Source organism: Streptomyces sp. NBC_00659, assembly GCF_036226925.1.
Lineage (GTDB): Bacteria > Actinomycetota > Actinomycetes > Streptomycetales > Streptomycetaceae > Streptomyces.
This window is the reverse complement of record NZ_CP109031.1, coordinates 2,236,153-2,262,784: the sequence shown is the minus strand read 5'-3', so window position 1 is coordinate 2,262,784 and position 26,632 is coordinate 2,236,153. Positions and strand designations below refer to the sequence as shown.

Genomic DNA, 26,632 nt, shown 5'->3' with positions numbered 1-26,632 from the left:
CGGAACGCACCGCGACGGCCGCATACCATCGACCCAGACCCTCCCGCTCCGCATGAACCGGGGGCGGGGGACGCTTCGAACGAGGGGACATCGTGGACGAGAGCGGCGGGAGCGGGCAGCCGCGGTCCGGCACCGGCGAGGCGACCGAGCGCCACGGGAGGCCCTCGGCCTCCACCGGTCCGGCCTCCGACGCGCACCCCGGACCGGCAGGGCCCGAGACCACCGGGCCGGACCCCACGGCCCCCGATCACGACTCCCGGACCCGGACGCAGTCCGGCACGGACACCGGCACCCGGGCCGCGAGCGAGCCCCCCGCACGGTCCGAGGACACCCCCCGCCCGGGCGACGAAGCACCCGACCAGGCGGAGACCGGCCCCCACGACAGCACCACGGATCGCGGCCCCCACGACAGCTCCACGGATCGCGGTCGGCCCGGACCCGAGGCGACCCCCGCACCCGCGCCCGAGACCACGGCCCACCCCGAACCGGCCCGCGACCCCCTGGCGAAGACACCCGCCTCCACCGAGCGCACCGAGGAGATCGCAGCCCACGGCGAACCCTCCCAGCCCGCCGAGCCCTCCGAGCCGGCCTTCGGCCGGATCCAGGGCCAGGACCAGGACGGGCTCACCGGCGCCCGCCGCACCGGCACCACCAAAGGACGCCCCCCGCGCCGGCCCAAGGAACCCGGAGGCGGACTCCTCATGGGCCGGCCCTTCGGCGTACCCGTGTACGTCGCACCCAGCTGGTTCCTCGTAGCCGCCCTGATCACCTGGGTCTTCGGCGGCCAGCTCGACCGCGTCCTGCCCGAACTCGGCGCGGCCCGCTACCTCGTCTCCCTCTTCTTCGCCGTCGCCTTCTACGCCTCCGTACTCGTCCACGAACTCGCCCACACCGTCGCCGCCCTCCGCTTCAAACTCCCGGTCCGCCGCATCCAGCTCCAGTTCTTCGGCGGCGTCTCCGAGATCGAGAAGGAAGCCGAGACCCCCGGCCGCGAATTCGTCCTCGCCTTCGTCGGCCCCCTCCTCTCCCTCGTCCTGTCCGGCCTCTTCTACCTCGCCATGCTGCCCGTCGAGCCCGGCACCGTCCCCGGCGTCCTGCTCGCCGGCCTGATGATCTCCAACCTCATCGTCGCCGCCTTCAACCTCCTCCCGGGCCTCCCCCTCGACGGCGGCCGCATGCTCCGCGCCGTCGTCTGGAAGATCACCGGCAGAGCCATGAGCGGCACCGTCGCCGCCGCATGGGTCGGCCGCGCCCTCGCCGTCTCCGTACTCGTCGGACTGCCCCTCCTCACCCAGTCCGAGACACTCGGCGCGGCCCCCGAGAACGCCGGCAGCATGGACACCATCACCGACGCCCTCCTCGCCGCCATCCTCGCCGCCATCATCTGGACCGGCGCCGGCAACAGCCTCCGCATGGCCCGCCTGCGCGAACACCTGCCGGAACTGCGCGCCCGCTCCCTCACCCGCCGCGCCGTCCCCGTCGAGACCACCACCCCCCTCTCCGAGGCACTGCGCCGCGCCAACGACGTCGGCGCCCGCGCCCTCGTCGTCGTCGACGCCGACGGCGAACCCCTCTCCCTGGTCCGCGAAGCCGCCATCGTCGGCGTCCCCGAACACCGCCGCCCCTGGGTCGCCGTCAGCGGCCTCGCCCAGGACCTCACCGACGGCATGCGGGTCTCCGCCGAACTCGCCGGAGAGGACCTCCTCGACGTCCTGCGCGCCAGCCCCGCCACCGAGTACCTCGTCGTCGAGGACTCCGGCGAGATCTACGGCGTCCTGTCCGCCGCCGACGTGGAACGCGCCTTCGTCAAAGCCATGGCCCGCCCCTCCTGACCGTGGTCGGCGGCCCCGCCGGGGACCGGTAGGCTGTTCACATGTCCGAACCGACCGGTGCCGCCCGCAGGCGCGGGCCCTTCAAGGTCGGGGACCAGGTTCAGCTGACCGACCCCAAGGGCCGCCACTACACGTTCACGCTCGAGGCCGGGAAGAACTTCCACACCCACAAGGGTTCCTTCCCCCACGACGAGCTGATCGGCGCTCCCGAGGGCAGCGTTGTCCGCACCACGGGAAACGTCGCCTATCTCGCGCTGCGCCCCCTGCTCCCCGACTACGTCCTGTCCATGCCCCGCGGCGCCGCCGTGGTCTACCCCAAGGACGCGGGGCAGATCCTGGCCTTCGCCGACATCTTCCCCGGCGCCCGCGTCGTGGAAGCGGGAGTCGGCTCCGGCTCGCTGAGCAGCTTCCTGCTGCGCGCCATCGGCGACCAGGGCATGCTGCACTCCTACGAGCGCCGCGAGGACTTCGCCGAGATCGCCCAGCAGAACGTGGAGCGCTACTTCGGCGGACCCCACCCCGCCTGGCAGCTCACCGTCGGCGACCTCCAGGACAACCTGAGCGACGCCGACGTCGACCGGGTCATCCTCGACATGCTCGCTCCCTGGGAGTGCCTGGAGGCCGTCTCCAAGGCGCTCGTCCCCGGCGGCATCCTCTGCTGCTACGTGGCGACGACCACCCAGCTCGCCCGGACCGTCGAATCCATCCGCGAGATCGGCTGCTTCAACGAGCCGACCGCCTGGGAATCGATGATCCGCAACTGGCACATCGAGGGCCTGGCCGTCCGCCCGGACCACCGCATGATCGGCCACACCGGCTTCCTGCTGACCGCCCGCCGCCTCGCGGACGGCGTCGAGCCGCCCATGCGCCGCCGCCGCCCCGCCAAGGGCGCGTACGGCGAGGACTACTCCGGTCCCAACGCCGACGGCGGCGCCGCCCGCTGACGTACCCAACACACCACGCCTGTGGCCGAGTTCCCGGAACCCTCCGGGAACTCGGCCACAGTGTTTTGGTGTTGGCACACCGGCTGACCCGCCACCAGAAACCGGTGGACGGACCCGGGAAGCCGAGGCGACCGGCCCCCGAGCCCGGCCGGCGGGCCGTTCACAAGGCAGCCGACGGGCCGTGAGGTCCGCGGGCAAGGTCTGCCAAGAGGCAACGAGGTGCGCCGGGCGAAAGCCCGGCGGTCCCCCGGCGGCCTGGGCGGTGGGGGACCGCGGAGCGCGCCGACAGGCCTCCCGGAGTGCCTCCCGCAACGCCCACGGCACGGGCCTGCCGCAGGGCCGCGGCGGAGCGACGCCGGGGTTCCTCCAGCACTGTCTCCGGCCGGTCGGCGGGCGTCCGAGACAGCGCCGCCGGCCTGCAGTCCACCCGCCGTAGGCCCGCAGTCTGCTGCCGGCCCGGAGTCCGCCGTCGGCCTGCAGCCCGTTCGCCGACCTGCAGCCCGTCGGCGGCCGACGCCGCCGACGGCAGCCCCGTACACGCCCCTCACGCACGCGTCCCCGGGACCGAACCGCACCCGAGCCCCGACGACCGCCCCGCCATCCCCCCTGGGCACAGCGCCACGGCCCGTGGGCACAGCGCCAAGGCCCGCCGGGACCCGGCGGACAGCGCGCCCCTCCGGACCCCTCCCGGCGTCCCGGCCGGAGCCGTGCAGGGGCCCCGCCGAAGACCGCGCCGGAACGCCCCACAAGTCCGGACCCCGCCGTTCCGCCAGCCTGTGACGTGTGGCACCATGCGGGACACCCACCCCACCGGCACAGCCCTCGCGGGAGAAACCCCAAGTGCAGCAATCCGTTGTCCCGGAACTGGCACACACGCAGACCAGCCCCATCCAGTGGGTCGCCACGGCCACCGCCATCGCCGGAGTCGTGGCGCTGTCCTCCCTCGTCCAGCCCGACCCGGCGACGGCGGCCCAGCCCGGCGCAGGCCCCAGCGCGGCGACGGCACCGGCGGCAGCCCCCGACCCGACCGGCGTCGACTTCCCGATCGTCTGCGGACCCGTCAAGGTCCTCGTCGAGAAGAAGGCCTCCGGAGACCTGGACGGCGACGGCCGCCCGGAGACCGTGGCCGTCGTCCGCTGCGACGCCGGCTCGGGCACCCCGCCCAGCGGCGTCTACGTCCTCACCCAGGCCGAGGGAGCACAGCGGCCCCGGGTCGTCGCGACCCTGATCGACCCCAAGGACCGCCTCAGCGTCACGGACTTCGCGGTCGGCGACGGAGACGTCACCGCCACGCTGCTCGGCTACTCCTCGGCCGACGTACCGAGTTGCTGCCCCGACCTGAGGCAGAACGCCAAGTGGCAGTGGAAGAACGGCGCGTTCATCCGCTCGACACCGTCCGAAGCGCGCGGTGCCTGAACGCGCCCCCGGCGCAAGACCCGAACAAAAGGCAACACCCTCCGCGACGCGGAGGGTGTGAGGAACCCGGTCACACGATGACGCGGGGTGCCCGAACGGTCACTCCGCGTCAGGGCCGAAGATCTCGACCTTGTCCGAAACGCGACGGACATGGATGCAGTCCCCCGGGCACTCCTTCGCCGAGTCCGCCACATCGCGCAGAAGCGGCAGGGGTACGGGCGTTGTGGCCCCCACGGCCTGCAGAAGCTCGTCCTCGGCGCTCTTCACATAGGCCAGGCCGTCAATGTCCAGCTCAAAGACCTCGGGCGCGTACTGGACACAGATCCCGTCGCCGGTACAGAGATCCTGGTCGATCCAGACCTCAAGCGCCTCGCCGTCGACTCCGGCCTCCTGCTGCACGGTCATTTCTCCTGCCGTTTTCTGCGTCGAGCGGACCGAAGACTGGGGAATCGGGCCAGCTCTGACGGGTGTTGAACACTTCGACCCTACCTCCGCCCGCTTCCCAAGCATGTTCGGTGGGTATTCCCCTGGCGTGAGGGAGAGCGCAAGGGTGAAGATCGGACACACCCCGACAGTCTTTGTGATCTAGGGGTTTCAATCGACACCCACCCAGGTAGGGTCTGGAAGCGTCCAGCTCCCCTTGGAGGAGGTGAGGACCGTGGCAGCCCACGACGACGACATGAACCGCGGCATCCGCCCGGGAAGAGGGTCCGATGACCCCGCCGGGCAGATTGCCTACCTTGAGCAGGAGATCGCCGTCCTGCGACGCAAGCTCGCCGACTCTCCGCGACACACGAGGATTCTCGAAGAGCGGATCGTCGAGTTGCAGACCAACCTGGCAGGCGTGTCCGCACAGAACGAACGACTGGCGAACACACTCCGTGAGGCCCGCGACCAGATCGTGGCCCTCAAGGAGGAGGTCGACCGGCTCGCACAGCCGCCGGCCGGCTTCGGTGTCTTCCTCACGGCGAACGAGGACGGCACGGCCGACATCTTCACCGGGGGCCGCAAGCTCCGGGTGAACGTCAGCCCCAGCGTCGAGCTCGACGAGCTCAGGCGCGGCCAGGAAGTGATGCTCAACGAAGCTCTCAACGTGGTCGAGGCCATGGAGTACGAGAGCGTGGGCGAGATCGTCACCCTCAAGGAGATCCTGGAGGACGGCGAGCGCGCCCTCGTGCAGGGGCACACCGACGAGGAACGGGTGGTACGGCTCGCCGAGCCGCTCCTGGACGTCAATATCCGTCCCGGGGACGCCCTGCTCCTCGAACCCCGTTCCGGCTATGTCTACGAGATCGTTCCGAAGAGCGAGGTCGAGGAACTCGTCCTCGAAGAGGTCCCGGACATCGGCTACGAGCAGATCGGCGGTCTGGGCGGCCAGATCGAGATGATCCGCGACGCCGTCGAGCTCCCCTACCTCTACCCCGACCTCTTCAAGGAGCACGAGCTGCGGCCGCCCAAGGGCGTCCTGCTGTACGGGCCTCCCGGATGCGGAAAGACGCTCATCGCCAAGGCCGTGGCCAACTCGCTGGCCAAAAAGGTCGCCGAGGTGACCGGACAGGCCACCGGCAAGAGCTTCTTCCTCAACATCAAGGGCCCCGAGCTCCTGAACAAGTACGTCGGCGAGACCGAGCGGCAGATCCGACTCATCTTCCAGCGCGCACGGGAGAAGGCCAGCGAGGGCACCCCCGTCATCGTCTTCTTCGACGAGATGGAATCCCTCTTCCGCACCCGGGGATCAGGCGTCAGCTCGGACGTGGAGAACACCATCGTCCCGCAGCTGCTCGCCGAGATCGACGGCGTGGAAGGCCTGCAGAACGTCGTGGTCATCGGCGCCTCGAACCGCGAGGACATGATCGACCCCGCCATCCTGCGCCCAGGCCGGCTCGACGTGAAGATCAAGATCGAACGCCCGGACGCCGAGGCGGCGAAGGACATCTTCCAGAAGTACCTCACCGAGCGTCTCCCGCTGCACCCTGAGGACGTGGGAGAGCACGGCGGCGACAGGGCGGCCACCGTCCACGGCATGATCCAGACAGCCGTGGAGCAGATGTACGCCGAATCCGAGGAGAACCGCTTCCTGGAGGTCACCTACGCCAACGGTGACAAGGAAGTCCTTTACTTCAAGGACTTCAATTCCGGCGCCATGATCGAGAACATCGTGGGCCGCGCCAAGAAGATGGCCATCAAGGACTTCTTGGAGCACAGCCAGAAGGGCCTCCGGGTCTCCCACCTCCTCCAGGCATGCGTGGACGAGTTCAAGGAGAACGAGGACCTGCCCAACACCACCAACCCCGACGACTGGGCCAGGATCTCCGGAAAGAAGGGCGAACGGATCGTGTACATCCGTACGCTCATCACCGGAAAGCAGGGCGCGGACACCGGACGCTCCATCGACACGGTGGCCAACACCGGTCAGTACCTGTAAAAGACAGGGCGGCTGCGGGTGCCCCCGACGGGTACCCGCAGCCGACTGTTTTTCAGGACAAAGCCGGAGCACAGCAATGACGCAAATGATCTCCCCACCAGCGCAAAGGCGTTCTAGGCTCTTTCGTACCGCCGAGTCGCGCAGTGCGGGGACGGGCACCGCACACGCACCGGAGCGCCAGCGGTACTTGAGCAGCGCCCCCGACCGAGGGCGCCGCCGGGCAAGGAGGGCCGCATGACCGTACGGCGAGTAATGGGCATCGAGACGGAGTACGGGATCTCCGTCCCCGGTCACCCCAACGCCAATGCCATGCTCACCTCGTCCCAGATCGTCAACGCCTACGCGGCGGCGATGCACCGGGCGCGCCGCGCCCGCTGGGACTTCGAGGAGGAGAACCCGCTGCGGGACGCGCGAGGCTTCGACCTCGCCCGGGAGGCCGCCGACACCAGCCAGCTCACCGACGAGGACATCGGCCTGGCCAATGTCATCCTCACCAACGGTGCACGGCTGTACGTCGACCACGCACACCCGGAATACAGCTCCCCCGAAGTCACCAACCCGCGGGACGCGGTCCTGTGGGACAAGGCCGGCGAGCGCATCATGGCCGAGGCCGCGGAGCGCGCCGCCCAGCTTCCCGGCGCCCAGCCGATCCACCTCTACAAGAACAACACCGACAACAAGGGCGCCTCCTACGGCACGCACGAGAACTACCTGATGAAGCGGGAGACCCCCTTCTCGGACATCGTGCGGCACCTCACGCCGTTCTTCGTCTCACGCCAGGTCGTCACCGGAGCGGGCCGCGTCGGCATCGGCCAGGACGGACACGAGCACGGCTTTCAGCTCAGCCAGCGCGCCGACTACTTCGAGGTCGAGGTAGGCCTGGAGACGACGCTCAAGCGCCCCATCATCAACACCCGCGACGAACCGCACGCCGACGCCGAGAAGTACCGCCGGCTGCACGTGATCATCGGAGACGCCAACCTCTCCGAGATCTCGACCTACCTCAAGCTGGGCACGACGGCACTGGTCCTCTCCATGATCGAGGACGGCTTCATCGCCGTCGACCTGGCCGTCGACCAGCCCGTACGCACCCTCCACCAGGTCTCCCACGACCCGACCCTCAAGCGCCTGGTCACGCTCCGCAGCGGCCGCACACTCACCGCCGTGCAACTGCAGATGGAGTACTTCGAGCTGTCGCGCAAATACGTGGAGGAGCGGTTCGGGGCGGACGCCGACGAACAGACCATGGACGTCCTCCTGCGCTGGGAGGACACCCTGAACCGCCTGGAGAACGACCCGATGAGCCTCGCCGGAGAGCTCGACTGGGTCGCCAAGCGGGAGCTCATGGAGGGCTACCGGCGCCGCGACGACCTCGACTGGGACCACGCCCGGCTGCACCTGGTCGACCTCCAGTACGCCGACGTACGGGCCGAGAAGGGCCTCTACAACCGTCTGGCGGCCCGGGGCAAGATCAAGCGCCTGCTGGACGAGAGTGAGGTCGAGCGGGCCCGCACGACACCGCCGGAGGACACCCGCGCCTACTTCCGCGGACGCTGCCTGGAGCAGTACGCGGACGACGTTGCGGCGGCCTCCTGGGACTCGGTGATCTTCGACCTGCCCGGCCGGGACTCGCTCCAGCGCGTCCCAACCCTGGAGCCGCTTCGCGGAACGCGTAATCACGTCAAGGCACTCCTGGACCGCTGCCGTACGGCCGAGGACCTGGTCAGGGTGCTGTCGGGCAACTGAGCTTCCCCCGGGACGGCACCGGCCGGACAGGGTGGAATACCCGGCGTTACGGGAATCATCGAGATGGTCCCCGTGCGTTGTGGCAACTGCGGGGCCGATGTCGGACCCTGCTTGTAGGGTCTGATCAAGAACGTCGAACCGAGCGGGGTGAGGGTTATGGCGACCAAGGACACCGGCGGCGGACAGCAGAAGGCGACGCGTTCCACCGAGGAGGCCGAGGAGCAGACACAGGACGCGCAAGCGACCGACGACCTCAAGGAACGCCAGGAAAAGCTGAGCGACGACGTCGACTCGGTTCTTGACGAGATCGACGATGTCTTGGAGGAGAACGCCGAGGACTTCGTGAGGTCATTCGTTCAGAAAGGCGGCGAGTAACCTTCGAATCCAAGGTCGCGGGGGACTTCGGGTTGGGGAATGAAGAGGGTGTGAAGTGTTGCGTGCGGTGCGGCGAAGTCAAACCGCACGCGGCCTTCGCTCGTAAGCGGTCCAATCTGGACGGTCTGCAGCATCACTGTCGAGATTGTGCGTCGGACTATCACCGAAAGCGTCAGCTGAGCCTCGGGCGGAAAGTTCGCCCTCAGGTGGATGTGCCCGAGGGACACAAACTGTGCCTCAAATGCGGTGAGGTCAAGCCGTGGAGCGAGTGGCATCGCAATGCAACGGCTTCGGACGGGCTGTCGACGCGTTGCAAGGCGTGTCGAGCTGCCGAGGGACGTGCTGGGCACCTGAAACGCAACTACGGCCTCACTGAAGCTCAGCGCGACGCGATGGTCGCCTCTCAAAAGGGGCTCTGCGTGATCTGCCTGAAAGCTCCTGCCATTCATGTGGATCACTGCCACAAGACGGGTAGTGTCCGTGGCGTACTGTGCTTCAACTGCAATTCGGCCATCGGCAAGTTGGGAGACGATCCCGACGCTGTTCGTCGGGCTGCCGCCTACCTGGAGGGAAACGCGTGGAAGCCAACACTCGTAGCACCGGGCGTCTACCGGCTGCCTTCCTGACGCCCGGGTCGTCGTCCTTCATGGACTTCCTGTCCGAGCACCAGCCGGAGATGCTCCCGGGCAAGCGGCAACTGCCGCCCGTCCAGGGTGTGATCGAGGCCCCGCACGGCACGACGATCGTCGCCGTCACGTTCCCCGGTGGAGTCGTCCTCGCCGGTGACCGGCGGGCCACGATGGGGAACGTCATCGCCCAGCGCGACATCGAGAAGGTCTTCCCGGCCGACGAGTACTCGGCGGTGGGCATCGCCGGCACGGCGGGTCTGGCCGTGGAGATGGTGAAGCTGTTCCAGCTGGAGCTGGAGCACTTCGAGAAGGTGGAGGGCGCGCAGCTCTCCCTGGAGGGCAAGGCGAACCGCCTGTCCACGATGATCCGTTCCAACCTCGGCATGGCCATGCAGGGTCTCGCCGTGGTCCCCCTGTTCGCGGGCTTCGACGTGGACCGCGGCAAGGGCCGCATCTTCTCCTACGACGTCACCGGCGGCCGCTCCGAGGAGCACGGCTACGCGGCCACGGGCTCCGGCTCGCTCTTCGCGCGCGGTGCCATGAAGAAGCTCTACGCCAGGGATCTGACGGAGGACCAGGCGACGACGCTGGTCATCCAGGCCCTCTACGACGCGGCCGACGACGACTCGGCGACCGGTGGTCCCGATGTCGCGCGCCGGATCTACCCGATCGTCACCGTGATCACCGAGAGCGGCTTCCGCCGGCTCACCGACGAGGAGTCCTCCGAGATCGCCCGCACGATCCTGGAGCGGCGACTGGAGCAGCCCGACGGCCCGCGCGCCGCGCTGCTCTGAGTCCGGCCTCTTTTCCCAGGTGATCCAGTGACTTCGACAGAAAGGGACGGATAGCCGGTGTCGACGCCGTTCTATGTCTCACCCCAGCAGGCGATGGCCGACCGGGCGGAGTACGCCCGCAAGGGCATCGCCCGTGGCCGCAGCCTGGTCGTGCTGCAGTACGCCGACGGCATCGTGTTCGTCGGCGAGAACCCGTCCCGCGCGCTGCACAAGTTCAGCGAGATCTACGACCGGATCGGCTTCGCGGCCGCCGGTAAGTACAACGAGTACGAGAACCTGCGGATCGGCGGTGTGCGTTACGCCGATCTGCGTGGCTACACGTACGACCGTGCCGATGTGACCGCTCGTGGTCTGGCCAATGTGTACGCCCAGACGCTGGGCACGATCTTCTCGTCGGCGGCGGAGAAGCCGTACGAGGTGGAGCTGGTGGTCGCCGAGGTCGGGGAGACGCCGGACGGTGACCAGATCTACCGGCTGCCGCACGACGGTTCGATCGTGGACGAGCACGGTTCGGTCGCTGTCGGCGGTAACGCCGAGCAGATCAGTACGTATCTGGATACGCAGCACCGGGACGGCATGTCGCTGGCCGAGGCGCTGAAGCTGGCTGTCCAGTCGCTGTCCCGGGAGCCGAACGGTGGCGAGCGGGAGATTCCGGCGGAGCGGCTGGAGGTCGCGGTGCTGGACCGGACGCGGCCGCAGAAGCGGAAGTTCAAGCGGATCGTCGGCCGCCAGCTGGACAGGTTGCTGGAGGCCGGGGGCGCGGAGACGGCGACGGAGGCCGAGGACGCCGACGACGACGAGTGAGGTCGTGGTCGGACCTCGTGCCCGTTCGGGTGTTCGTACGGAAGGGGCCGCCCCGGTGCAGACCGGTGCGGCCCCTTCCGTGTGCTGTGGGAGGCGAGGGCCCTAGGTGCCAGGAGGGGCCGTGGAGCCCCGTACGACGAGTTCGACGGGGATGTCCTCCTGTGGGGGCGTGCGGCCGTCGAGGACGGCCAGGAGGGCTTTCATGCCCTGTTCGCCGAATCGTTCGGCGTCCAGGCGGACCGTGGTGAGTTCGGGGTCGAGGGCGCGGGCCAGGGCGAGGTCGTCGAGTCCGGTGACGGAGATGTCGTCGGGGATGCGCAGGCCGAGGCGGCGGGCGGCTTTGTAGGCGCCCGCGGCGAGTTTGTCGTCGTCGCAGACGATCGCGGTGGGGCGGGGGCCCGGGGTGGAGAGTGCGGTCTGCGCGGCGGCCAGGGCGTCTTCGAAGGAGATGGGGGCGTGGGCGACCCGCAGGCTGGTTCCGGGGACTTCGACGAGGCAGGAGGCCAGTTCGCGGGCGCGGACCTCGAAGGTCCAGGAGGGGATGTCGGCCGCGAGGTGCAGGAAGCGGCGGTGGCCGAGTGCGAGGAGGTGGTCGGTGACCTGGCGTACGCCGTCGGCGATGTCGAGGTTGACGGTGGCGGCGCCCTGGCTGCCGGCGGGGTCGCTGTCGAGCATGACGAGGGGAAGCTGGTCGCCGCGGATCGCGGTGAGGGCGTCGGCCGCCATGGAGGAGGCGATGACGCCGTCGAGGGCGGCCTGGGCGGAGCCGAAGGGGTCGCGGGCGGGGCCGATGCCTTCGGGGGAGGGGTAGAGGACGACTCCGAAGCCGTGCTGGGCGGCTACGCGGGCGGCGCCGGTGTATACGCCCGCGAAGAATTCGGTGGTGAGGGCGGGGACGACCAGCAGGACGGTGCGGGTGCGGCCGAGGCGGAGGTTGCGGGCGGCCAGGTTGGGGCGGTAGCCGAGTTCCTGGGCCGCGTCGCGGACGCGGTCGGCGGTCGCGGCGGAGACGCGGCCGCGCCACTTGTCGCCGAGGACGAGGGAGACGGCTGCCTGGGAGACCCCGGCGGCCTCGGCGACGTCCCGGCTGGTGGGGCGCGTGCTACCTCTTGCCACCGTGGGCCTGCTCCTTCGTCTGGACTCCCGGTCAGCGCACATGGTACGTATGGAGGGAGACGTTATACGTAACACTTGGACGTCACGCGCTACCGGAAGGGCATGCCATGGCCGCGGGATACCTGGAGATCCTCAGGGCGAGGCATGCCGCCAGGCTGCTCGCGGGGACGCTGGTGGGGCGGCTGCCGAACGCCACGGCGGCCATCGCCGTGGTGCTGTTCGTGCGGGCCGGGGGAGGCACGTACAGCCTGGCGGGCGCGCTCGCGGCGGTGTACGGGGTGGCCAACGCGGTCGGGCAGCCACTGCTCGGCCGGCTGGTGGACCTGTACGGCCAGCCCCGGGTGCAACTGCCCGCCGCGGTCGTCTCGGCGCTCGGCATGGGCGCCTTCGCCCTGGCCGGAACGGAGCCGGTGGCGCTCGCCTGCGCCGCGATGGCCGTGGCCGGGCTCTTCACGCCTCCTCTGGAGGGCGGCCTGCGGGCGCTGTGGCCCTCCGTGCTGGGCAAGGAGGAGCAGGTGCACACCGCGTACGCGATGGACGCGGTGGCGCAGGAAGTCATGTTCACCGTCGGGCCCTTGCTGGTGACGCTGTGCGTGTCGCTCTGGTCCGCGCAGGCCGCCCTGCTGATCCTGGCCGTCATCGGTGTCCTCGGTGCCCTCTCCGTGGTCGTCTCGGAGCCCTCGCGCGCGTGGCGTTCGGCTCCGCGCGAGGCGCACTGGCTGGGTGCTCTGCGTTCGCCGGGGCTGCTGGCCCTGCTCGGGGCGTTCCTGTTCGTCGGGATGGCGCTCGGCTCGATCACGGTGGCGGCGGTGTCGTACGCCGACGCGCACGGCGGGGACGTGGTGTACGGCTGGCTGATGGCGGGCATCGGGCTCGGGGCGCTGCTGGGCGGTGTGGTCTACGGCGCGCGTCGCTGGGGCGGGGCGCCGGAGCGGCGACTGCGGGTGCTGGTGGCCCTTCTGGCGGTGTGTTACGTCCCGCTGGTGCTGGTGCCGGGTCCGGTGGCCATGACGGGGCTTGCGACGCTTGCCGGGGTGTTCCTCGCGCCGAGCATCGCGTGTGCCTTCGTGCTGGTGGACCGGCACGCGCCCACCGGTACGGTCACCGAGGCTTTTTCCTGGCTTGTGACGACGTTCACCGTGGGTGCTTCGGTGGGAACGGGTGTCGCGGGGCCGGTCGTGGAGTGGGGCGGGGCGGGGCGGGGCTTCGCCGTTGCGGGGGTCGCGGGAGCTGCCGCGCTGGTGGTTCTGCTGGCCACGGGCAGGGTCCTCGCAGCTACCGGGAGGGGCGAGGTTGTTGCGGTCTCATCGGAAAATGATCCAAACCGAGCCGTCGAACCCCGTTTCAGCTCGGGGGATCGGGCGTAATGTTCAGTCATGGACCGCCGCATTTTCGGGCTGGAGAACGAGTACGGCGTCACGTGTACGTTCAGGGGACAGCGTCGGCTGTCTCCCGACGAGGTGGCGCGGTACCTCTTCCGCCGTGTCGTGTCATGGGGCCGCAGCAGCAATGTCTTTCTGCGGAACGGTGCCCGCCTTTATCTCGACGTGGGATCACATCCGGAATACGCGACACCCGAATGTGACAACGTGACGGAGCTCGTCACCCACGACAAGGCCGGCGAGCGCATTCTCGAAGGTCTTCTGGTGGACGCCGAACGACGCCTGCACGAGGAAGGGATCGCGGGCGACGTCTATCTGTTCAAGAACAACACCGACTCGGCAGGAAACTCCTACGGGTGCCACGAGAACTATCTGGTGGCCCGGCACGGGGAGTTCTCCCGGCTCGCGGACATTCTCATTCCGTTCCTGGTCACGAGGCAGTTGCTGTGTGGTGCGGGCAAGGTGCTGCAGACTCCGCGCGGTGCCGTGTACTGCGTCAGCCAGCGGGCGGAGCACATCTGGGAGGGCGTCAGCTCGGCGACGACCCGGTCCCGGCCCATCATCAACACGCGTGACGAGCCGCACGCGGACGCCGAGCGCTATCGCCGTCTGCATGTGATCGTCGGCGACTCGAACATGTCCGAGACGACGATGCTTCTCAAGGTCGGTGCCACGGACCTCGTGCTGCGCATGATCGAGGCGGGCACCGTGATGCGCGACCTGACTCTGGAGAACCCCATTCGGGCGATCCGCGAGGTCAGTCATGACATCACGGGCCGTCGGAAGGTGCGCCTGGCCAGTGGCCGTGAGGCCTCCGCGCTGGAGGTGCAGCGCGAGTACTACGAGAAGGCCGTGGACTTCTGTGAGCGCCGCGGTATCCGCACCGGGACCGTCGAACAGGTCCTCGAACTGTGGGGCCGTGTGCTCGACTCGATCGAGGCCGAGGACCTCGACCGGATCGGTACCGAGATCGACTGGGTGATGAAGTACCAGCTCATCGAGCGGTACCGGGCGAAGCACAACATGACCATGTCGCACCCCCGGGTCGCGCAGATAGACCTCGCCTACCACGACATCCACCGCCGTCGTGGCCTGTACTACCTGCTGGAGAGGAAGGGGCAAGCCGCGCGGATCTGCAACGACTTGAAGATCTTCGAGGGCAAGTCGGTGCCGCCGCAGACCACTCGGGCGCGTCTGCGCGGTGACTTCATCCGGCGGGCCCAGGAGCAGCGGCGGGACTTCACCGTCGACTGGGTGCACCTGAAGCTCAACGATCAGGCGCAGCGCACGGTGTTGTGCAAGGACCCGTTCCGTTCGGTGGACGATCGGGTGGAGAAGCTGATCGCCGGAATGTGAGCCGGGGGTTCCGTGGGTGACGCGGAACGCAACGCGGGGCGCCGTACGTTTTCCGTACGGCGCCCTGCTCACGTCGTAGAGTTGCGCGCACGCCATCCACCAAGATCGACCGATACGAGGCCCCCACCGTGCGCCGACGCTCACTCCTTCTCTCCGTACCCGCTGGACTGGTCACGCTCGCCGGATGCGGTGACGACGGCAAGTCAGACACGGCGAAGTCCAGCAACAGCCCGTCGCCTTCGGCGTCCGCGGCGGCGTCCGCGCCGCCCCCGCCGAAGATCGTCGACGGGCCGCTGCCGGCGATCACGGCCGGTACGAAGTTCGGTGAGAAGCCGACCGTGGCCAAGGGCACCGGGGAGCCGTCGAAGGATCTCGCGGTCAGGACGGTGATCGCGGGCAACGGCAAGACGGTCGCGGAGAACGACTACGTCCAGGCCAACTACCTGGGTCAGATCTGGGCCACGGCGAAGGTTTTCGACAACTCCTACGACCGGGGGGCGCCGCTGCTCATCCAGCTGGCGCAGGGCAGCATCATCGACGGCTGGCGCTATGGTCTGGTCGGCAAGAAGACCGGCAGCCGCGTCGAGATGGCGGTGCCGCCGACCTGGGGTTATGGCTCGGAGGGCAACGCGCAGGCGGGTATCAAGGGCACGGACACGCTGGTGTTCGTGGTGGACATCGAGGGCACGTTCAACTCCAAGAGTTCCGCCAAGGGCAAGAACGTGCCGCAGAACGACGCCTCGCTGCCGACGGTCGGCACGAACACGGACGGCGCCGCTCCCAAGATCACGGTGCCGAAGAAGGCCGCTCCCACGAAGCTCGTGGCGAACTACGTGATCGAGGGCGACGGCGACGAGCTCAAGGCCGACAGCAGCGTCCTGGTGCAGTACGAGGGTGTGCTGTGGGACAGCGGCAAGGAGTTCGACTCGACGTACAAGCGGGGCCAGCTGACGCAGTTCTCGCTGCAGCAGGTCGTCAAGGGCTGGGCGCAGGGGCTGACGGGCAAGAAGGTGGGCAGCCGCGTCCTGATCGTGATTCCGCCGGCTCTGGGCTACGGCGACAACCCGCCGGCGGGCAGCGGTATCGAGAAGGACTCCACTCTCGTCTTCTCGGTCGACATCCTGGCGACGTTCTGACCCCTCCGGGGATGTAAGACTGTCCATGTTGTCCTTACGTACACAAAGCAGGAGCAAAGACGTGAGCATCGAGAAGCCCGAGATCGATTTCCCCGAGGGCCAGCCGCCGGCGGACCTTGAGATCAAGGACATCTGGGAGGGCGACGGCCCCGAGGCCAAGTCGGGTCAGAACGTCACGGTGCACTACGTGGGTGTGTCGTTCAGCACGGGTGAGGAGTTCGACGCGAGCTGGAACCGGGGCGAGCCGTTCCGTTTCCCGCTCGGTGGTGGCCGTGTCATCAAGGGCTGGGACAAGGGTGTGCAGGGCATGAAGGTCGGCGGTCGTCGCCGGCTGACCATCCCCGCCCACCTCGCCTACGGCGACCAGAGCCCGACTCCGGCGATCAAGCCCGGTGAGACGCTGATCTTCGTGGTCGACCTGATCGCGGTCTGATCACGGCAGACCGGATCCGACCTGGATCCGATCATCTGGGGCCCATGTCCGTCCGGGCATGGGCCCTCGGCTTTTGCCGCGACACTCCGGGGCGGTACGGTCATCGGTCGGAAGCACCATAGGAAGGGCGTCGATGGCCATTGCCAAGGCCGAGCGGCTGATGAACCTCGCACTGTGTCTGCTCGGGACGCGGCGGCCGCTCAGCAAGCGGGAACTCCGCGGGTCCATCGAGGCCTACCTCGAAGCCGGCTCGGATGACGCCTTCAACCGGATGTTCGAGCGGGACAAGGACGATCTGCGCGAACTCGGCCTGGTCATCGAGACGGTGGAGAACCTCGACGGCGACGTCGGCTACCTCGCCCGCCGCGACAGCAACCGCCTGCCGCCGATCACCCTCGACGCCGAGGAGGCCGCCGCCCTCGGTCTGGCCGCCAAGGTCTGGCAGCAGGCACGGCTGGCCGGGGCCGCGAGCGGCGCGCTCCAGAAGCTGCGCGCCGCGGGTCTGCCCGAGGACGTGGACCCGTACGGATCCCACGGCGCCCTCGAACCGCACATCCCCGTCCACGAGGCGGCCTTCGAGCCCCTGATGCTCGCCTGCCGCGACCGTCGCCCGGTCGTCTTCGACTACCGCAAGGGCAACGCGGCGCAGCCCGGGACCCGGCATGTCGAGCCCTGGGCCCTGGAGTGCTGGCGCGGCCACTGGTATCTCGCGGGCTGGGACCGTGACCGCGGCGCCGAGCGCGTCTTCAGGCTCTCCCGGATCACCGGCAAGGTCCGCGCGCGTGCGGGCCGCTACACGGCCGAGGTCCCCGACGTCGTGACCGTGCGCGAGACGGTGGCCGGCTGGGCGGGGGAGATCACCGACCGTTCGGCGCTGATCCGGCTGCGTTCCGGCGCCGGCTACCCGCTGCGCTCCAAGGCCGTCTCCGTGCGGGAACTGGGCGACGGCTGGGACGAGTTGGAGATTCCGTACGGGCACGGTCTGGACGCCTGGCTCGTCGAGTTCGGGCCGGACGTGGTGGTCGTGGAGCCCGCCGAACTGCGGGCCGATGTGGTCGACCGGCTGCGTGCCGTGGCCAAGGGCTGAGGGGAAAAGTAAGAAAGTGGCAGGAAAACCGGCCAGGCCCACGAACGCGATCGACCAGACCCGGCGGATGCTCTCGCTGGTGACGTATCTGCGCGAGCGCCCCGGCGCCCGGGTCGGTGATGTCGCTCGCGCCTTCGGGATCACCGAGGACGAGCTGATCTCCGACCTCGACGTGCTGCCGCTGTGCGGGACGAGTTTCCGCGGCGGGGATCTGCTCGACATCGACACCGACGGCGACCGGATCTGGTGGCACAACCCGGACGACGTCGCCGAGCCGCTGCGGATCGCCGCCGACGAGGCGACCGCGCTGCTGGTGGCCGCCCGCGCGGTGTCCACCCTGCCCGGCCTGCGCGAGGGCGACCGGCAGGCGCTGCTGCGGGCCACCGCCAAGGTGGAGGCCGCCTCGGGCGAGGCGGCGGGTGCCAGTTCCCGGCTGTCGGTGACCTTCGAGTCCGAGGGCGGCGTCTTCGCCGACGTGGACCGGGCGATCTCCGAGCGGCGCCGACTGTGGATCCGCTACTACTCGCCCTCGCGGGACGAGCTGAGCGAACGCGAGATCGACCCGATCCGCCTGGTCAGCGTCGGGCACACCTATGTGGAGGCCTGGTGTCGCCGCTCCGAGGCGCGCCGGACCTTCCGGCTCGACCGGGTCGCCGAGATCCGCATCCTGGACGAGCCGTCCGCGCCGCCGGAGATCGAGCTGCGGGACCTGTCCGAGGGGCTGGTCCAGCCCGCGGCCGAGGATCCGGAGGTGGTCGTCGAGGTGGGTCCCGGCGGGCGCTGGGTCGCCGAGTACTACCCGCACGACAGCGCGGATGAGCTGCCGGACGGCGGGCTGCGTATCACCTTGCGGACCCCCGATCCCACGTCGCTGCGGCGGCTGGCCCTGCGTCTCGGCGGTGACGGCCGGATCGTCTCGCCGCAGGCTCTCGCGGACAGCGCCCGCAGCGCGGCCCGCGAGGCGCTCGCCGCCTACGACGGGCCGGACGGGCTCGGGGCGGTCCCGGACAGGCCGTACGAGGGGCGGGAGCAGGGGCTTTGAGGACGTCGTCGTCTGGTGCGCAGGGAAGGCCGGGGAGCCCGGAGAAGCCGGGTTCCGCGCGGCGGGCGGGGGCGCCGGGGCGCGCCGGGTCGGCCACGGGGACGGCGGGACGGGCCGGGTCGGCCCCGGGCGCGCCGGAGATGTCGGTGGGGACGGCCTTCGCCGGGATGCGCCGGGTGGTCGAGGTGATGTTCAAGGCCGCCTGCCCCGACTGCCGGGCCGGCTTCGAGCTCACGCCCGGTGCCCTGCGCCTGGCCATCGGCGCCAGCAGCCGCACGACGTTCTACTCGTTCACCTGCCCCGCCTGCGGATCCGCCGTCCGCAAGCCCGCCGGAGAACGCATCGTCGAACTCCTCACCGGGGGCGGGGTCCGCACGCTGCGGCTGCACTCCACTCTCTAGCGCCGGGGGTACTAGGGTCGTCGTCATGTTCTGGCCGATGTTTGCGATCGCCGCGGGTTTCCTGGGAATCACGGTTCTCGGGGTTCTCGCCGTCCGTGTCTTCCTGGAAGCGGAGCGTCTGGGCCGCCAGGTCGCCGATTCCGCCCGCCGTATCGGCTCAGCCTCCGACGACCTGGAAAGAGCCGCGGTCGGGGCGGCACGCTCCATGGACGCGGTATGAGTCGTTCCATGGATACGCAATGCGTCACGCCAGCCTGTCGACTTGTTACGGCGGCCAGGTACCCTCAGGGGCGCAGCCCGGAGAACGAGGCGCGGGCCGCGAACTGGGAGTACGCACAGGGATTGCCCCGCGTTTACCCCTGAGCGTTACGATCGCTGACATCACGATGACCGGACACATGTCCGATCGATCGGACGGCACCCCGACCATGCAGCCTCGGTGAGAAGGTAAAGACTTATGTTCGGAAGGCTCGGAGCTCCCGAGATCATTCTCATCCTCGTCGTCATCATCCTGCTGTTCGGCGCGAAGAAGCTTCCGGACATGGCGCGCTCCCTCGGCAAGTCTGCCCGGATCCTCAAGAGCGAAGCCAAGGCGATGAAGGACGACGGCGGCACCACTCCGGCCCCGGCCGGTCCGCCGAGCACCGATGAGCAGACCCCGGCTCAGCGCACCATCCAGGCGGCTCCCGGCGACGTGACCAGCTCGCGCCCGGTCAACGAGCCGACGGACACGACCCAGCGCTGACGCAGGGCCGGTGACATCCGGCCCGCCGCATGAGATGAGGATGTGGGTTGCTCAAGTCTGCCCGCAACACGGAGAAGGACCCCGAGGGGCGTATGCCTCTCGCGGACCATCTTCGCGAGCTCCGCAACCGGCTCGCGAAGGCGGTGCTGGCGATCGTCCTCGTGACCGTCGTCGCGGCCTTCTACTACAACGACATCATCAACTTCTTCACCAAGCCGGTCCTGAACTCCGTCGGGTGCCCGGAGACGTTCGCCGAACTGGCGAAGCAGCCCAAGAACCACCAGTGCGCGCAGATCACGATCAACGGTCTGCTCGCGCCGTTCACCCTGGCGCTGAAGGTCTCCCTGATGGCGGGCGTCGTGCTCGCCTCGCCGGTGTGGCTCTACCAGCTCTGGGCGTTCGTCGCCCCGGGGCTGCACAGGAGCGAGAAGAAGTACGCGTACGCGTTCGTCGGCACCGGCGTCCCGCTGTTCTTCGGCGGCGCGTTCTTCGCCTACAAGGTGCTTCCCACCACGGCGAAGGTCCTGATGGAGTTCACGCCGGACGGCGTGAACAACCTCCTGCCGCTGGACGACCTGCTCGACCTGGTCACGCGCATGGTGGTGGTCTTCGGTCTCTCCTTCGAGCTGCCCCTGCTGCTGGTGATGCTCAACCTCACGGGCATCATCACCGGCAAGCGCATGCTCGGCTGGTGGCGCGGCATGATCATCGGCATCACGGTCTTCGCCGCCGTCGCCACTCCCAGCACCGACCCGCTGACGATGCTCGCGCTCGCCGGGCCGATCTGGATCCTGTACTTCGGCGCGGTCCTGTTCTCCCTGCTCAACGACCGGCGCAGGCGCCGGCGCGACGAGTCCGGTCCCGCCGACGACGAGGCGTCCGACCTCGACCTCACCCCTGAGGACATCGGCGGCGTCGAGAGCGTGACGACCGCACCGACTCTTCCGGAGCAGGCCACCACGGACCGGGTCAACGGTTATGACGACGTGACCTGACGGAGTCCGTGACCTCGTAGGGTCAGCCTGTGACCAGCGAGATCACCCTCTTCGTCAACCCCACCGCGGGCCGCGGCCGGGGCGCCCGAGCGGCGCTGCCGGCCGCTTCCGCTTTGCGTGCCGCGGGATTCTCCGTCGAGACGGTCCAGGGCGAGGACCCGGTGGACGCCCTCGCGCGGGCGCGCGAGGCGGTCGCTTCCGGCACCGGTGCCCTGGTCGCGGTCGGCGGTGACGGCATGGCGAACCTGGCCCTCCAGGCCGTCGCCGGGACCCGTACCCCCTTCGGTCTGGTGGCCGCCGGGACGGGCAACGACTTCGCGCGCGCCCTCGGCCTGCCCGTGGGCGACCCCGCGGCGGCCGGACGGATGATCGCCGAGGCGCTGCGGGGCGAGAGGCTGCGCGAGGTCGACCTGGGCCGGGTGAACGGCACCTGGTTCGGCACCGTCCTCGCCTCCGGGTTCGACTCCCGCGTCAACGACCGCGGGAACCGGATGCGCCTGCCCGTCGGCCGTTTCAAGTACGACGTCGCCATGGTCGCCGAGCTGGCCGCCTTCCGGCCCGTCGGGTACCGCATCACGCTGGACGGCGGCGAGACGCTGGAGACCGAGGCGACGCTGGTCGCCGTCGGCAACGGCTCGTCGTACGGCGGCGGCATGAGGATCTGTCCCGGTGCGAGCCTCGGCGACGGGCTGTTCGACATCACGGTGGTCGGGGACTGCTCCCGCTCGACCCTGCTCAAGATCTTCCCGCGGGTCTACCGGGGCACCCACGTCGGCCATCCCGTGGTGAGCGTGCACCGGGCGGCCCGCGTCGAGCTCCTTGCCGAGGGCGTCACCGGGTACGCGGACGGCGAGCCGCTGGGCCCGCTGCCGCTCACCGCGGAGTGCATACGGGCCGCTGTGCGCGTCGCACTTCCCTGAGCTGCGGGGATCCGGGGTTTCACAGCCGCTGATACGGATAATGATCGTCCTTGTGTCAGTGCCTCCCGGTAGTCTCGAAAGCACGATGACAGAGGACCTCTCACCGGCCGAGCGGTACGCGGCAGCACGCAGGCGCGCTGCCGAGCAGGCCACCGCGCTCGCCTCCTTCCGCGAGATGTACGACTTCGGCCTCGACCCCTTCCAGATCGAGGCCTGCCAGGCGCTCGAAGCGGGCAAGGGTGTGCTGGTGGCGGCGCCCACCGGTTCGGGCAAGACGATCGTCGGCGAGTTCGCCGTCCATCTCGCCCTCCAGCAGGGCAAGAAGTGCTTCTACACCACGCCGATCAAGGCGCTCTCCAACCAGAAGTACGCCGACCTGTGCCGACGGTACGGCGCGGACAAGGTCGGTCTGCTCACCGGCGACAACAGCGTCAACTCCGAGGCTCCGGTGGTCGTCATGACCACCGAGGTCCTGCGGAACATGCTGTACGCGGGCTCGCAGACCCTGCTCGGTCTCGGCTATGTGGTGATGGACGAGGTGCACTACCTCTCCGACCGCTTCCGCGGCGCCGTCTGGGAGGAAGTGATCATCCATCTCCCCGAGTCGGTGACCCTGGTGTCGCTGTCGGCGACCGTGTCGAACGCGGAGGAGTTCGGCGACTGGCTGGACACCGTGCGCGGCGACACCCAGGTGATCGTCTCCGAGCACCGGCCCGTCCCGCTGTTCCAGCATGTGCTGGCCGGACGGCGGATGTACGACCTCTTCGAGGAGGGCGAGGGCCAGCGCAAGGCCGTCAACCCCGACCTCACGCGCATGGCGCGCATGGAGGCGAGCCGTCCGTCGTACCAGGACCGCAGACGGGGCCGCGCGATGCGCGAGGCCGACCGGGAGCGGGAGCGCAGACAGCGCTCGCGGATCTGGACGCCGGGCCGGCCCGAGGTCATCGAGCGGCTCGACTCCGAAGGGCTGCTGCCCGCCATCACGTTCATCTTCAGCCGGGCGGCCTGCGAGGCCGCCGTGCAGCAGTGCCTGCACGCCGGCCTGCGGCTGAACGACGACGCGGCCCGGGCGCGCGTGCGTGAGCTCGTCGAGGAGCGCACCGCCTCCATCCCGGACGAGGATCTGCACGTCCTCGGCTACTTCGAATGGCTGGAGGGCCTGGAGCGCGGCATCGCGGCCCACCACGCGGGCATGCTGCCCACGTTCAAGGAGGTCGTCGAGGAGCTCTTCGTCCGCGGCCTCGTCAAGGCCGTCTTCGCGACGGAGACCCTCGCGCTGGGCATCAACATGCCTGCCCGCTCGGTGGTGCTGGAGAAGCTCGTCAAGTGGAACGGCGAGCAGCACGCCGACATCACGCCCGGCGAGTACACCCAGCTGACCGGCCGTGCCGGCCGTCGCGGCATCGACATCGAGGGCCACGCGGTCGTGCTGTGGCAGCGCGGCTTCAGTCCCGAGCATCTCGCGGGACTCGCGGGCACCCGCACCTATCCGCTGCGCTCCAGCTTCAAGCCGTCGTACAACATGGCGGTGAACCTGGTCGAGCAGTTCGGCCGGCACCGCTCGCGCGAGCTGCTGGAGACGTCGTTCGCGCAGTTCCAGGCCGACAAGTCGGTCGTCGGGATCTCCCGGCAGGTGCAGCGCAACGAGGAGGGTCTCGAGGGCTACAAGGAGTCGATGACCTGCCATCTCGGGGACTTCGACGCCTACATGGGGCTGCGGCGCGAACTGAAGGACCGCGAGACCGAGTTGGCCAAGCAGGGGATGTCGCAGCGCCGTGCCGAGGCGGCCGTCGCCCTGGAGAGGCTGAAGCCGGGTGACGTGATCCATGTGCCGACCGGCAAGTACGCAGGGCTTGCGCTGGTGCTGGAACCCGGGCTGCCCGCCGGCCGGTCGAACGGCCACCGGGGCTTCGAGCAGCACGACGGCCCGCGCCCGCTGGTGCTCACCGCCGAGCGCCAGGTGAAGCGGCTGGCCTCGATGGACTTCCCCGTACCGGTCGAGGCGCTCGACCGGATGCGGATCCCCAAGTCCTTCAACCCGCGCTCGCCGCAGTCCCGGCGCGACCTGGCGTCCGCCCTGCGCACCAAGGCCGGGCACATCGTCCCGGACCGGCACCGCAAGAAGCGCGCCGACGCCGCCGACGACCGTGAGATCGCCCGGCTGCGCACGGCGATCCGCGCGCACCCCTGCCACGGGTGCAACGACCGCGAGGACCACGCCCGTTGGGCCGAGCGCTACCACCGCCTGCAGCGTGACACCTCGCAGTTGGAGCGCCGGATAGAAGGCCGGACGAACACCATCGCCCGCACCTTCGACCGGATCGTCGCCCTGCTCACCGAGCTGGACTATCTGCGTGCCGACGAGGTCACCGAGCACGGCAAGCGGCTCGCCCGCCTGTACGGCGAACTCGACCTGCTGGCCAGCGAATGTCTGCGCGCCGGAGTCTGGGACGGACTCTCCCCGGCCGAACTGGCCGCCTGCGTCTCGGCGTTGGTGTACGAGTCCCGGGCCGCCGACGACGCGATGGCGCCGAAGGTGCCGTCCGGCAAGGCCAAGGCCGCGCTCGGCGAGATGGTGCGCATCTGGGGCCGTCTTGACGCGCTGGAGGAGGACTTCGGGATCAGCCAGACCGAGGGGGTCGGCCAGCGCGAGCCGGACCTCGGCTTCGCCTGGGCCGCCCACGAGTGGGCGTCCGGCAAGGGCCTGGACGAGGTGCTGCGCGAGGCCGAGATGCCCGCCGGTGACTTCGTGCGCTGGTGCAAGCAGGTCATCGACGTCCTCGGCCAGATCGCGGCCGCCGCGCCCGTCTCGGGCGGCGAGAGGTCGACGGTCGCCAAGAACGCCCGCAAGGCGGTCGAAGCCCTGCTGCGCGGAGTGGTGGCCTACTCGTCGGTGGGCTGACGAACCGCGGTCCGGCGCTCGCGGAGCGATCCGGGCGCCGGAGCCGGCCTGGCCGGTGGTGTGCCGTCTTCCCGTCGGGGGAGGGGCACGTCACCGGCCGCGCCTGTCTCAGGAGCTCCGGCAGGCGGCCCGGCGCCCGCCCGGCCAGGGCGGGGCAGGCCGTCCTCCTGCCGGTCCGCTCTCGGCCGGGTGCCGTGAGCGGCTCATGCGGATCGCGTGGCCCGGGCGGGTCACCGGTCCCGTTCGCGGCCGAGATACCCGCGCCAGCCGCCGTAGGACGTGATGTCGGGCGCTTCGGCCAGTGCGCCGGGTTCGCACAGGAAGCCGGGCACATGGGTGCCGTCGGCCAGTTCGACGCTGCCCAGCGTCATCGGGCGGGGGAGTGCCGCCAGCAGCCGGCCCAGGCCGTCCGCGGGCAGGCTCCACACCTCGGCCTCGACAGCGGCGCCGCCCGCGCCGACATGGACGAGCCCCGGTTTCGGCGGACTGGTCGCCAGGGCGTGCAGCCTGTAGACGGCGGCGGTGGTCGTCGTACGTTCGAGGCGGGCGCCCAGGGAGAGCAGCTGGGCGTTGAGCGGCTGGCCGGACAGATGCGCCCCCACCACGGCGAGGCGGGTCTCCGGTTCCAGGAGACGGGCGATCCGTGCGAGCCGCTCATCGGTGAACGCACGTCCGATGAGCATCACGCCGAAAGGACCTCCCGCGGGTGTCCGCCCGGCCGGAACGGCGACCGCCGCCAGGTCGAACAGGTTCGTGGAGTTGGTGAAGCGGCCCAGGCGGGCGTTGGCGCCCAGCGGGTCGGCGGCGACCTCGGCGAGCGTGGGATGGCCGGGCGCGGTGGGCAGGAGCAGCGCGTCGGCGTCGGCCAGTTCCGCGAGGGCCCGGGTGCGCAGGGAGGCCAGGCGCTCCTGGTCCGCGTAGAGCTGGTGGGCCGGGATGTCCCGCGCGCGGGTGATGATTCCCGCGACGGTCGGGTCGAGCCCGGCGCCCCCCTCGGAGGTCAGCTTGTCGACAAAGTTCCCCACCGCGGTGTAGCGCTCGGCGACGAAGGCGCCCTCGTAGAGCATCGCGGCGGCCTCGGTGAACGGGGTGAGGTCGAGGGTGCGCACCTGTGCCCCGGCGGTGACGAGCCGGTTCACCGCCGCCTCGTAGGCCTGCGCCCAGCCCTCGTCGAGTTCGCCGAGCTGCGCTGTCGGTGGGACGGCGACGCGCCAGGGGCCGGGCGCGCGTTGTGCCAGGGGCGGCAGCTCGCGCCCGGAGGGGGACGTCAGATGGGCGAGGGCCTGTTCGGCCTCCGGGAGGGTGCGGGCGAACACGGTCACGCAGTCCAGGGAGGCGCAGGCCGGGACGACGCCGGTCGTCGGCACCAGGCCGGGGGTCGGTTTCAGGCCGACGATGCCGTTGAACGCGGCGGGCACGCGGCCGGAGCCGGCGGTGTCCGTGCCGAGCGCCAGGTCGACGATGCCCAGGGCCACCGCCACGGCCGATCCCGAGCTGGAGCCGCCGCTGATCCTTTCCGGGTCCAGGGCGCCCCGGACGGCGCCGTGCGGTGAGCGGGTGCCGACCAGGCCGGTGGCGAACTGGTCCAGGTTGGTGGTGCCGAGCACGACGGCTCCGGCCGCGCGGAGGCGGGCGACCGCGGGGGCGTCGGCCTCCGGTGCGTAGGCGTAGGCCGGGCAGCCGGCGGTGGTGGGCAGGCCCGCCACGTCGATGTTGCCCTTCACGGCCAGGAGCCTGCCGGCGAGCGGGAGGCGCTCTCCGGCGGCGACCCGCTCGTCCACGGCACGGGCCTCGCGCTCGGCCTCCGCCCGGGGGCGCAGGTCGATCCAGATCTCGGGGCGGTCCACGGCCTCGATACGGGCGTACGCCAGGCGGACTCGGGTGAGGGCGGACATCGGAACTCCTTGTGCTGGGAGGACGCCCCCGCCGACGGTCCGGCGGTCGTGGCGCGCACCCCGGGCCGCTTTCGGATTTCTGCCCCGGCGGACCGGGGTTCGACGGCGGACCTGAGAGGTGCGGACGACGGAGGGGGCGGGTTCGGACCGGGCGGACGGCTGCGGGGCAGGGCGCGGAGGGGCGGTCCGGCCCGTGGCGGACGGTGTCGACCGGCGGAGCGGCGGGTGCGGGCGGTCCGGGACGGGGCTCGTGCGCG

At 70.1% G+C, this 26,632-nt stretch carries 24 protein-coding genes; 21 read left to right on the top strand and 3 right to left on the bottom strand.

The window, feature by feature from the left end; all coding sequences use genetic code 11:
- Window positions 1–92: 92 nt before the first annotated feature.
- The 3 genes from OG410_RS09750 to OG410_RS09740 all read left to right on the top strand — a co-directional run bounded on the left by OG410_RS09750 (window position 93) and on the right by OG410_RS09740 (window position 4,192).
- Window positions 93–1,832, top strand: a complete 1,740-nt coding sequence (locus tag OG410_RS09750; protein WP_329298750.1) for a site-2 protease family protein — start codon at window positions 93–95, stop codon at window positions 1,830–1,832.
- Window positions 1,833–1,873: 41 nt separating this feature from the next.
- On the top strand, window positions 1,874–2,776 hold the full coding sequence (locus OG410_RS09745) for a tRNA (adenine-N1)-methyltransferase (protein ID WP_326788764.1): 903 nt from the start codon (window positions 1,874–1,876) through the stop codon (window positions 2,774–2,776).
- 840 nt (window positions 2,777–3,616) lie between these two features.
- Complete coding sequence (locus OG410_RS09740) at window positions 3,617–4,192, top strand: hypothetical protein (protein WP_329298749.1); 576 nt, start codon at window positions 3,617–3,619, stop codon at window positions 4,190–4,192.
- Window positions 4,193–4,291: 99 nt separating this feature from the next.
- Here OG410_RS09740 and OG410_RS09735 read toward each other — a convergent pair whose 3' ends face one another.
- Window positions 4,292–4,597, bottom strand: a complete 306-nt coding sequence (locus tag OG410_RS09735; protein ID WP_326788766.1) for a ferredoxin — start codon at window positions 4,595–4,597, stop codon at window positions 4,292–4,294.
- Between the two features lie 253 nt (window positions 4,598–4,850).
- On the opposite strand from OG410_RS09735, the gene arc reads away from it, so the two are divergent.
- From arc to prcA, 6 genes are all read left to right on the top strand, one after another.
- The gene (gene arc, locus OG410_RS09730) at window positions 4,851–6,617 is read left to right on the top strand and encodes a proteasome ATPase (protein ID WP_326788767.1); all 1,767 of its coding nucleotides are present in this window, start codon (window positions 4,851–4,853) and stop codon (window positions 6,615–6,617) included.
- 234 nt (window positions 6,618–6,851) lie between these two features.
- Window positions 6,852–8,363: a depupylase/deamidase Dop gene (gene dop, locus OG410_RS09725; protein ID WP_443063730.1), complete on the top strand. Its 1,512-nt coding sequence runs from the start codon at window positions 6,852–6,854 to the stop codon at window positions 8,361–8,363.
- Between the two features lie 156 nt (window positions 8,364–8,519).
- Window positions 8,520–8,738 (top strand): ubiquitin-like protein Pup, encoded by a 219-nt coding sequence (locus OG410_RS09720; RefSeq protein WP_326788768.1) that lies wholly within the window; start codon window positions 8,520–8,522, stop codon window positions 8,736–8,738.
- Window positions 8,739–8,770: 32 nt separating this feature from the next.
- Window positions 8,771–9,364 carry an endonuclease VII domain-containing protein gene (locus OG410_RS09715; protein WP_329298746.1) on the top strand — a complete coding sequence of 198 codons (594 nt, stop codon included), beginning with the start codon at window positions 8,771–8,773 and terminating at the stop codon, window positions 9,362–9,364.
- Complete coding sequence (gene prcB / locus OG410_RS09710; protein ID WP_329298745.1) at window positions 9,316–10,161, top strand: proteasome subunit beta; 846 nt, start codon at window positions 9,316–9,318, stop codon at window positions 10,159–10,161. The genes OG410_RS09715 and prcB overlap by 49 nt, the downstream gene beginning before the upstream one ends.
- A 57-nt stretch (window positions 10,162–10,218) precedes the next feature.
- The gene (gene prcA / locus OG410_RS09705) at window positions 10,219–10,965 is read left to right on the top strand and encodes a proteasome subunit alpha (protein WP_329298744.1); all 747 of its coding nucleotides are present in this window, start codon (window positions 10,219–10,221) and stop codon (window positions 10,963–10,965) included.
- 102 nt (window positions 10,966–11,067) lie between these two features.
- On the opposite strand, the gene OG410_RS09700 is transcribed toward prcA, so the two are convergent.
- Window positions 11,068–12,081 (bottom strand): LacI family DNA-binding transcriptional regulator, encoded by a 1,014-nt coding sequence (locus OG410_RS09700; protein WP_329298743.1) that lies wholly within the window; start codon window positions 12,079–12,081, stop codon window positions 11,068–11,070.
- 107 nt (window positions 12,082–12,188) lie between these two features.
- Here OG410_RS09700 and OG410_RS09695 point away from each other — a divergent pair, with 107 nt between their 5' ends.
- The 12 genes from OG410_RS09695 to OG410_RS09640 all read left to right on the top strand — a co-directional run bounded on the left by OG410_RS09695 (window position 12,189) and on the right by OG410_RS09640 (window position 24,480).
- Window positions 12,189–13,448: an MFS transporter gene (locus tag OG410_RS09695; protein ID WP_329298742.1), complete on the top strand. Its 1,260-nt coding sequence runs from the start codon at window positions 12,189–12,191 to the stop codon at window positions 13,446–13,448.
- Between the two features lie 9 nt (window positions 13,449–13,457).
- Window positions 13,458–14,819, top strand: coding sequence for a Pup--protein ligase (gene pafA, locus OG410_RS09690; RefSeq protein ID WP_019066118.1), 1,362 nt, complete (start codon window positions 13,458–13,460; stop codon window positions 14,817–14,819).
- Window positions 14,820–14,947: 128 nt separating this feature from the next.
- Complete coding sequence (locus OG410_RS09685) at window positions 14,948–15,955, top strand: FKBP-type peptidyl-prolyl cis-trans isomerase (protein WP_329298741.1); 1,008 nt, start codon at window positions 14,948–14,950, stop codon at window positions 15,953–15,955.
- A 61-nt stretch (window positions 15,956–16,016) separates the two neighbouring features.
- Entirely contained in the window at window positions 16,017–16,388 is a 372-nt protein-coding gene (locus tag OG410_RS09680) for an FKBP-type peptidyl-prolyl cis-trans isomerase (protein WP_326788774.1), read from the top strand.
- Between the two features lie 133 nt (window positions 16,389–16,521).
- Window positions 16,522–17,475, top strand: a complete 954-nt coding sequence (locus OG410_RS09675; protein ID WP_328454262.1) for a helix-turn-helix transcriptional regulator — start codon at window positions 16,522–16,524, stop codon at window positions 17,473–17,475.
- Window positions 17,476–17,491: 16 nt separating this feature from the next.
- Window positions 17,492–18,517 (top strand): helix-turn-helix transcriptional regulator, encoded by a 1,026-nt coding sequence (locus tag OG410_RS09670; protein WP_328454264.1) that lies wholly within the window; start codon window positions 17,492–17,494, stop codon window positions 18,515–18,517.
- 140 nt (window positions 18,518–18,657) lie between these two features.
- Window positions 18,658–18,918 carry a hypothetical protein gene (locus tag OG410_RS09665; RefSeq protein ID WP_103553753.1) on the top strand — a complete coding sequence of 87 codons (261 nt, stop codon included), beginning with the start codon at window positions 18,658–18,660 and terminating at the stop codon, window positions 18,916–18,918.
- Between the two features lie 25 nt (window positions 18,919–18,943).
- Window positions 18,944–19,138: a hypothetical protein gene (locus OG410_RS09660; RefSeq protein WP_329298740.1), complete on the top strand. Its 195-nt coding sequence runs from the start codon at window positions 18,944–18,946 to the stop codon at window positions 19,136–19,138.
- 237 nt (window positions 19,139–19,375) lie between these two features.
- Window positions 19,376–19,663, top strand: a complete 288-nt coding sequence (tatA, locus tag OG410_RS09655; protein WP_329298739.1) for a Sec-independent protein translocase subunit TatA — start codon at window positions 19,376–19,378, stop codon at window positions 19,661–19,663.
- 47 nt (window positions 19,664–19,710) lie between these two features.
- Window positions 19,711–20,658: a twin-arginine translocase subunit TatC gene (gene tatC / locus OG410_RS09650; RefSeq protein WP_329298738.1), complete on the top strand. Its 948-nt coding sequence runs from the start codon at window positions 19,711–19,713 to the stop codon at window positions 20,656–20,658.
- Window positions 20,659–20,687: 29 nt separating this feature from the next.
- A complete protein-coding gene (locus tag OG410_RS09645) occupies window positions 20,688–21,578 on the top strand; it encodes a diacylglycerol kinase (protein ID WP_329298737.1) in 891 nt (296 codons plus the stop codon).
- Window positions 21,579–21,618: 40 nt separating this feature from the next.
- Window positions 21,619–24,480, top strand: a complete 2,862-nt coding sequence (locus OG410_RS09640) for a DEAD/DEAH box helicase (protein WP_329298736.1) — start codon at window positions 21,619–21,621, stop codon at window positions 24,478–24,480.
- A 230-nt stretch (window positions 24,481–24,710) separates the two neighbouring features.
- Here the strand turns inward: OG410_RS09640 and atzF are convergent, their stop codons facing one another.
- Complete coding sequence (atzF, locus tag OG410_RS09635) at window positions 24,711–26,375, bottom strand: allophanate hydrolase (RefSeq protein WP_329298734.1); 1,665 nt, start codon at window positions 26,373–26,375, stop codon at window positions 24,711–24,713.
- Window positions 26,376–26,632: the final 257 nt, after the last annotated feature.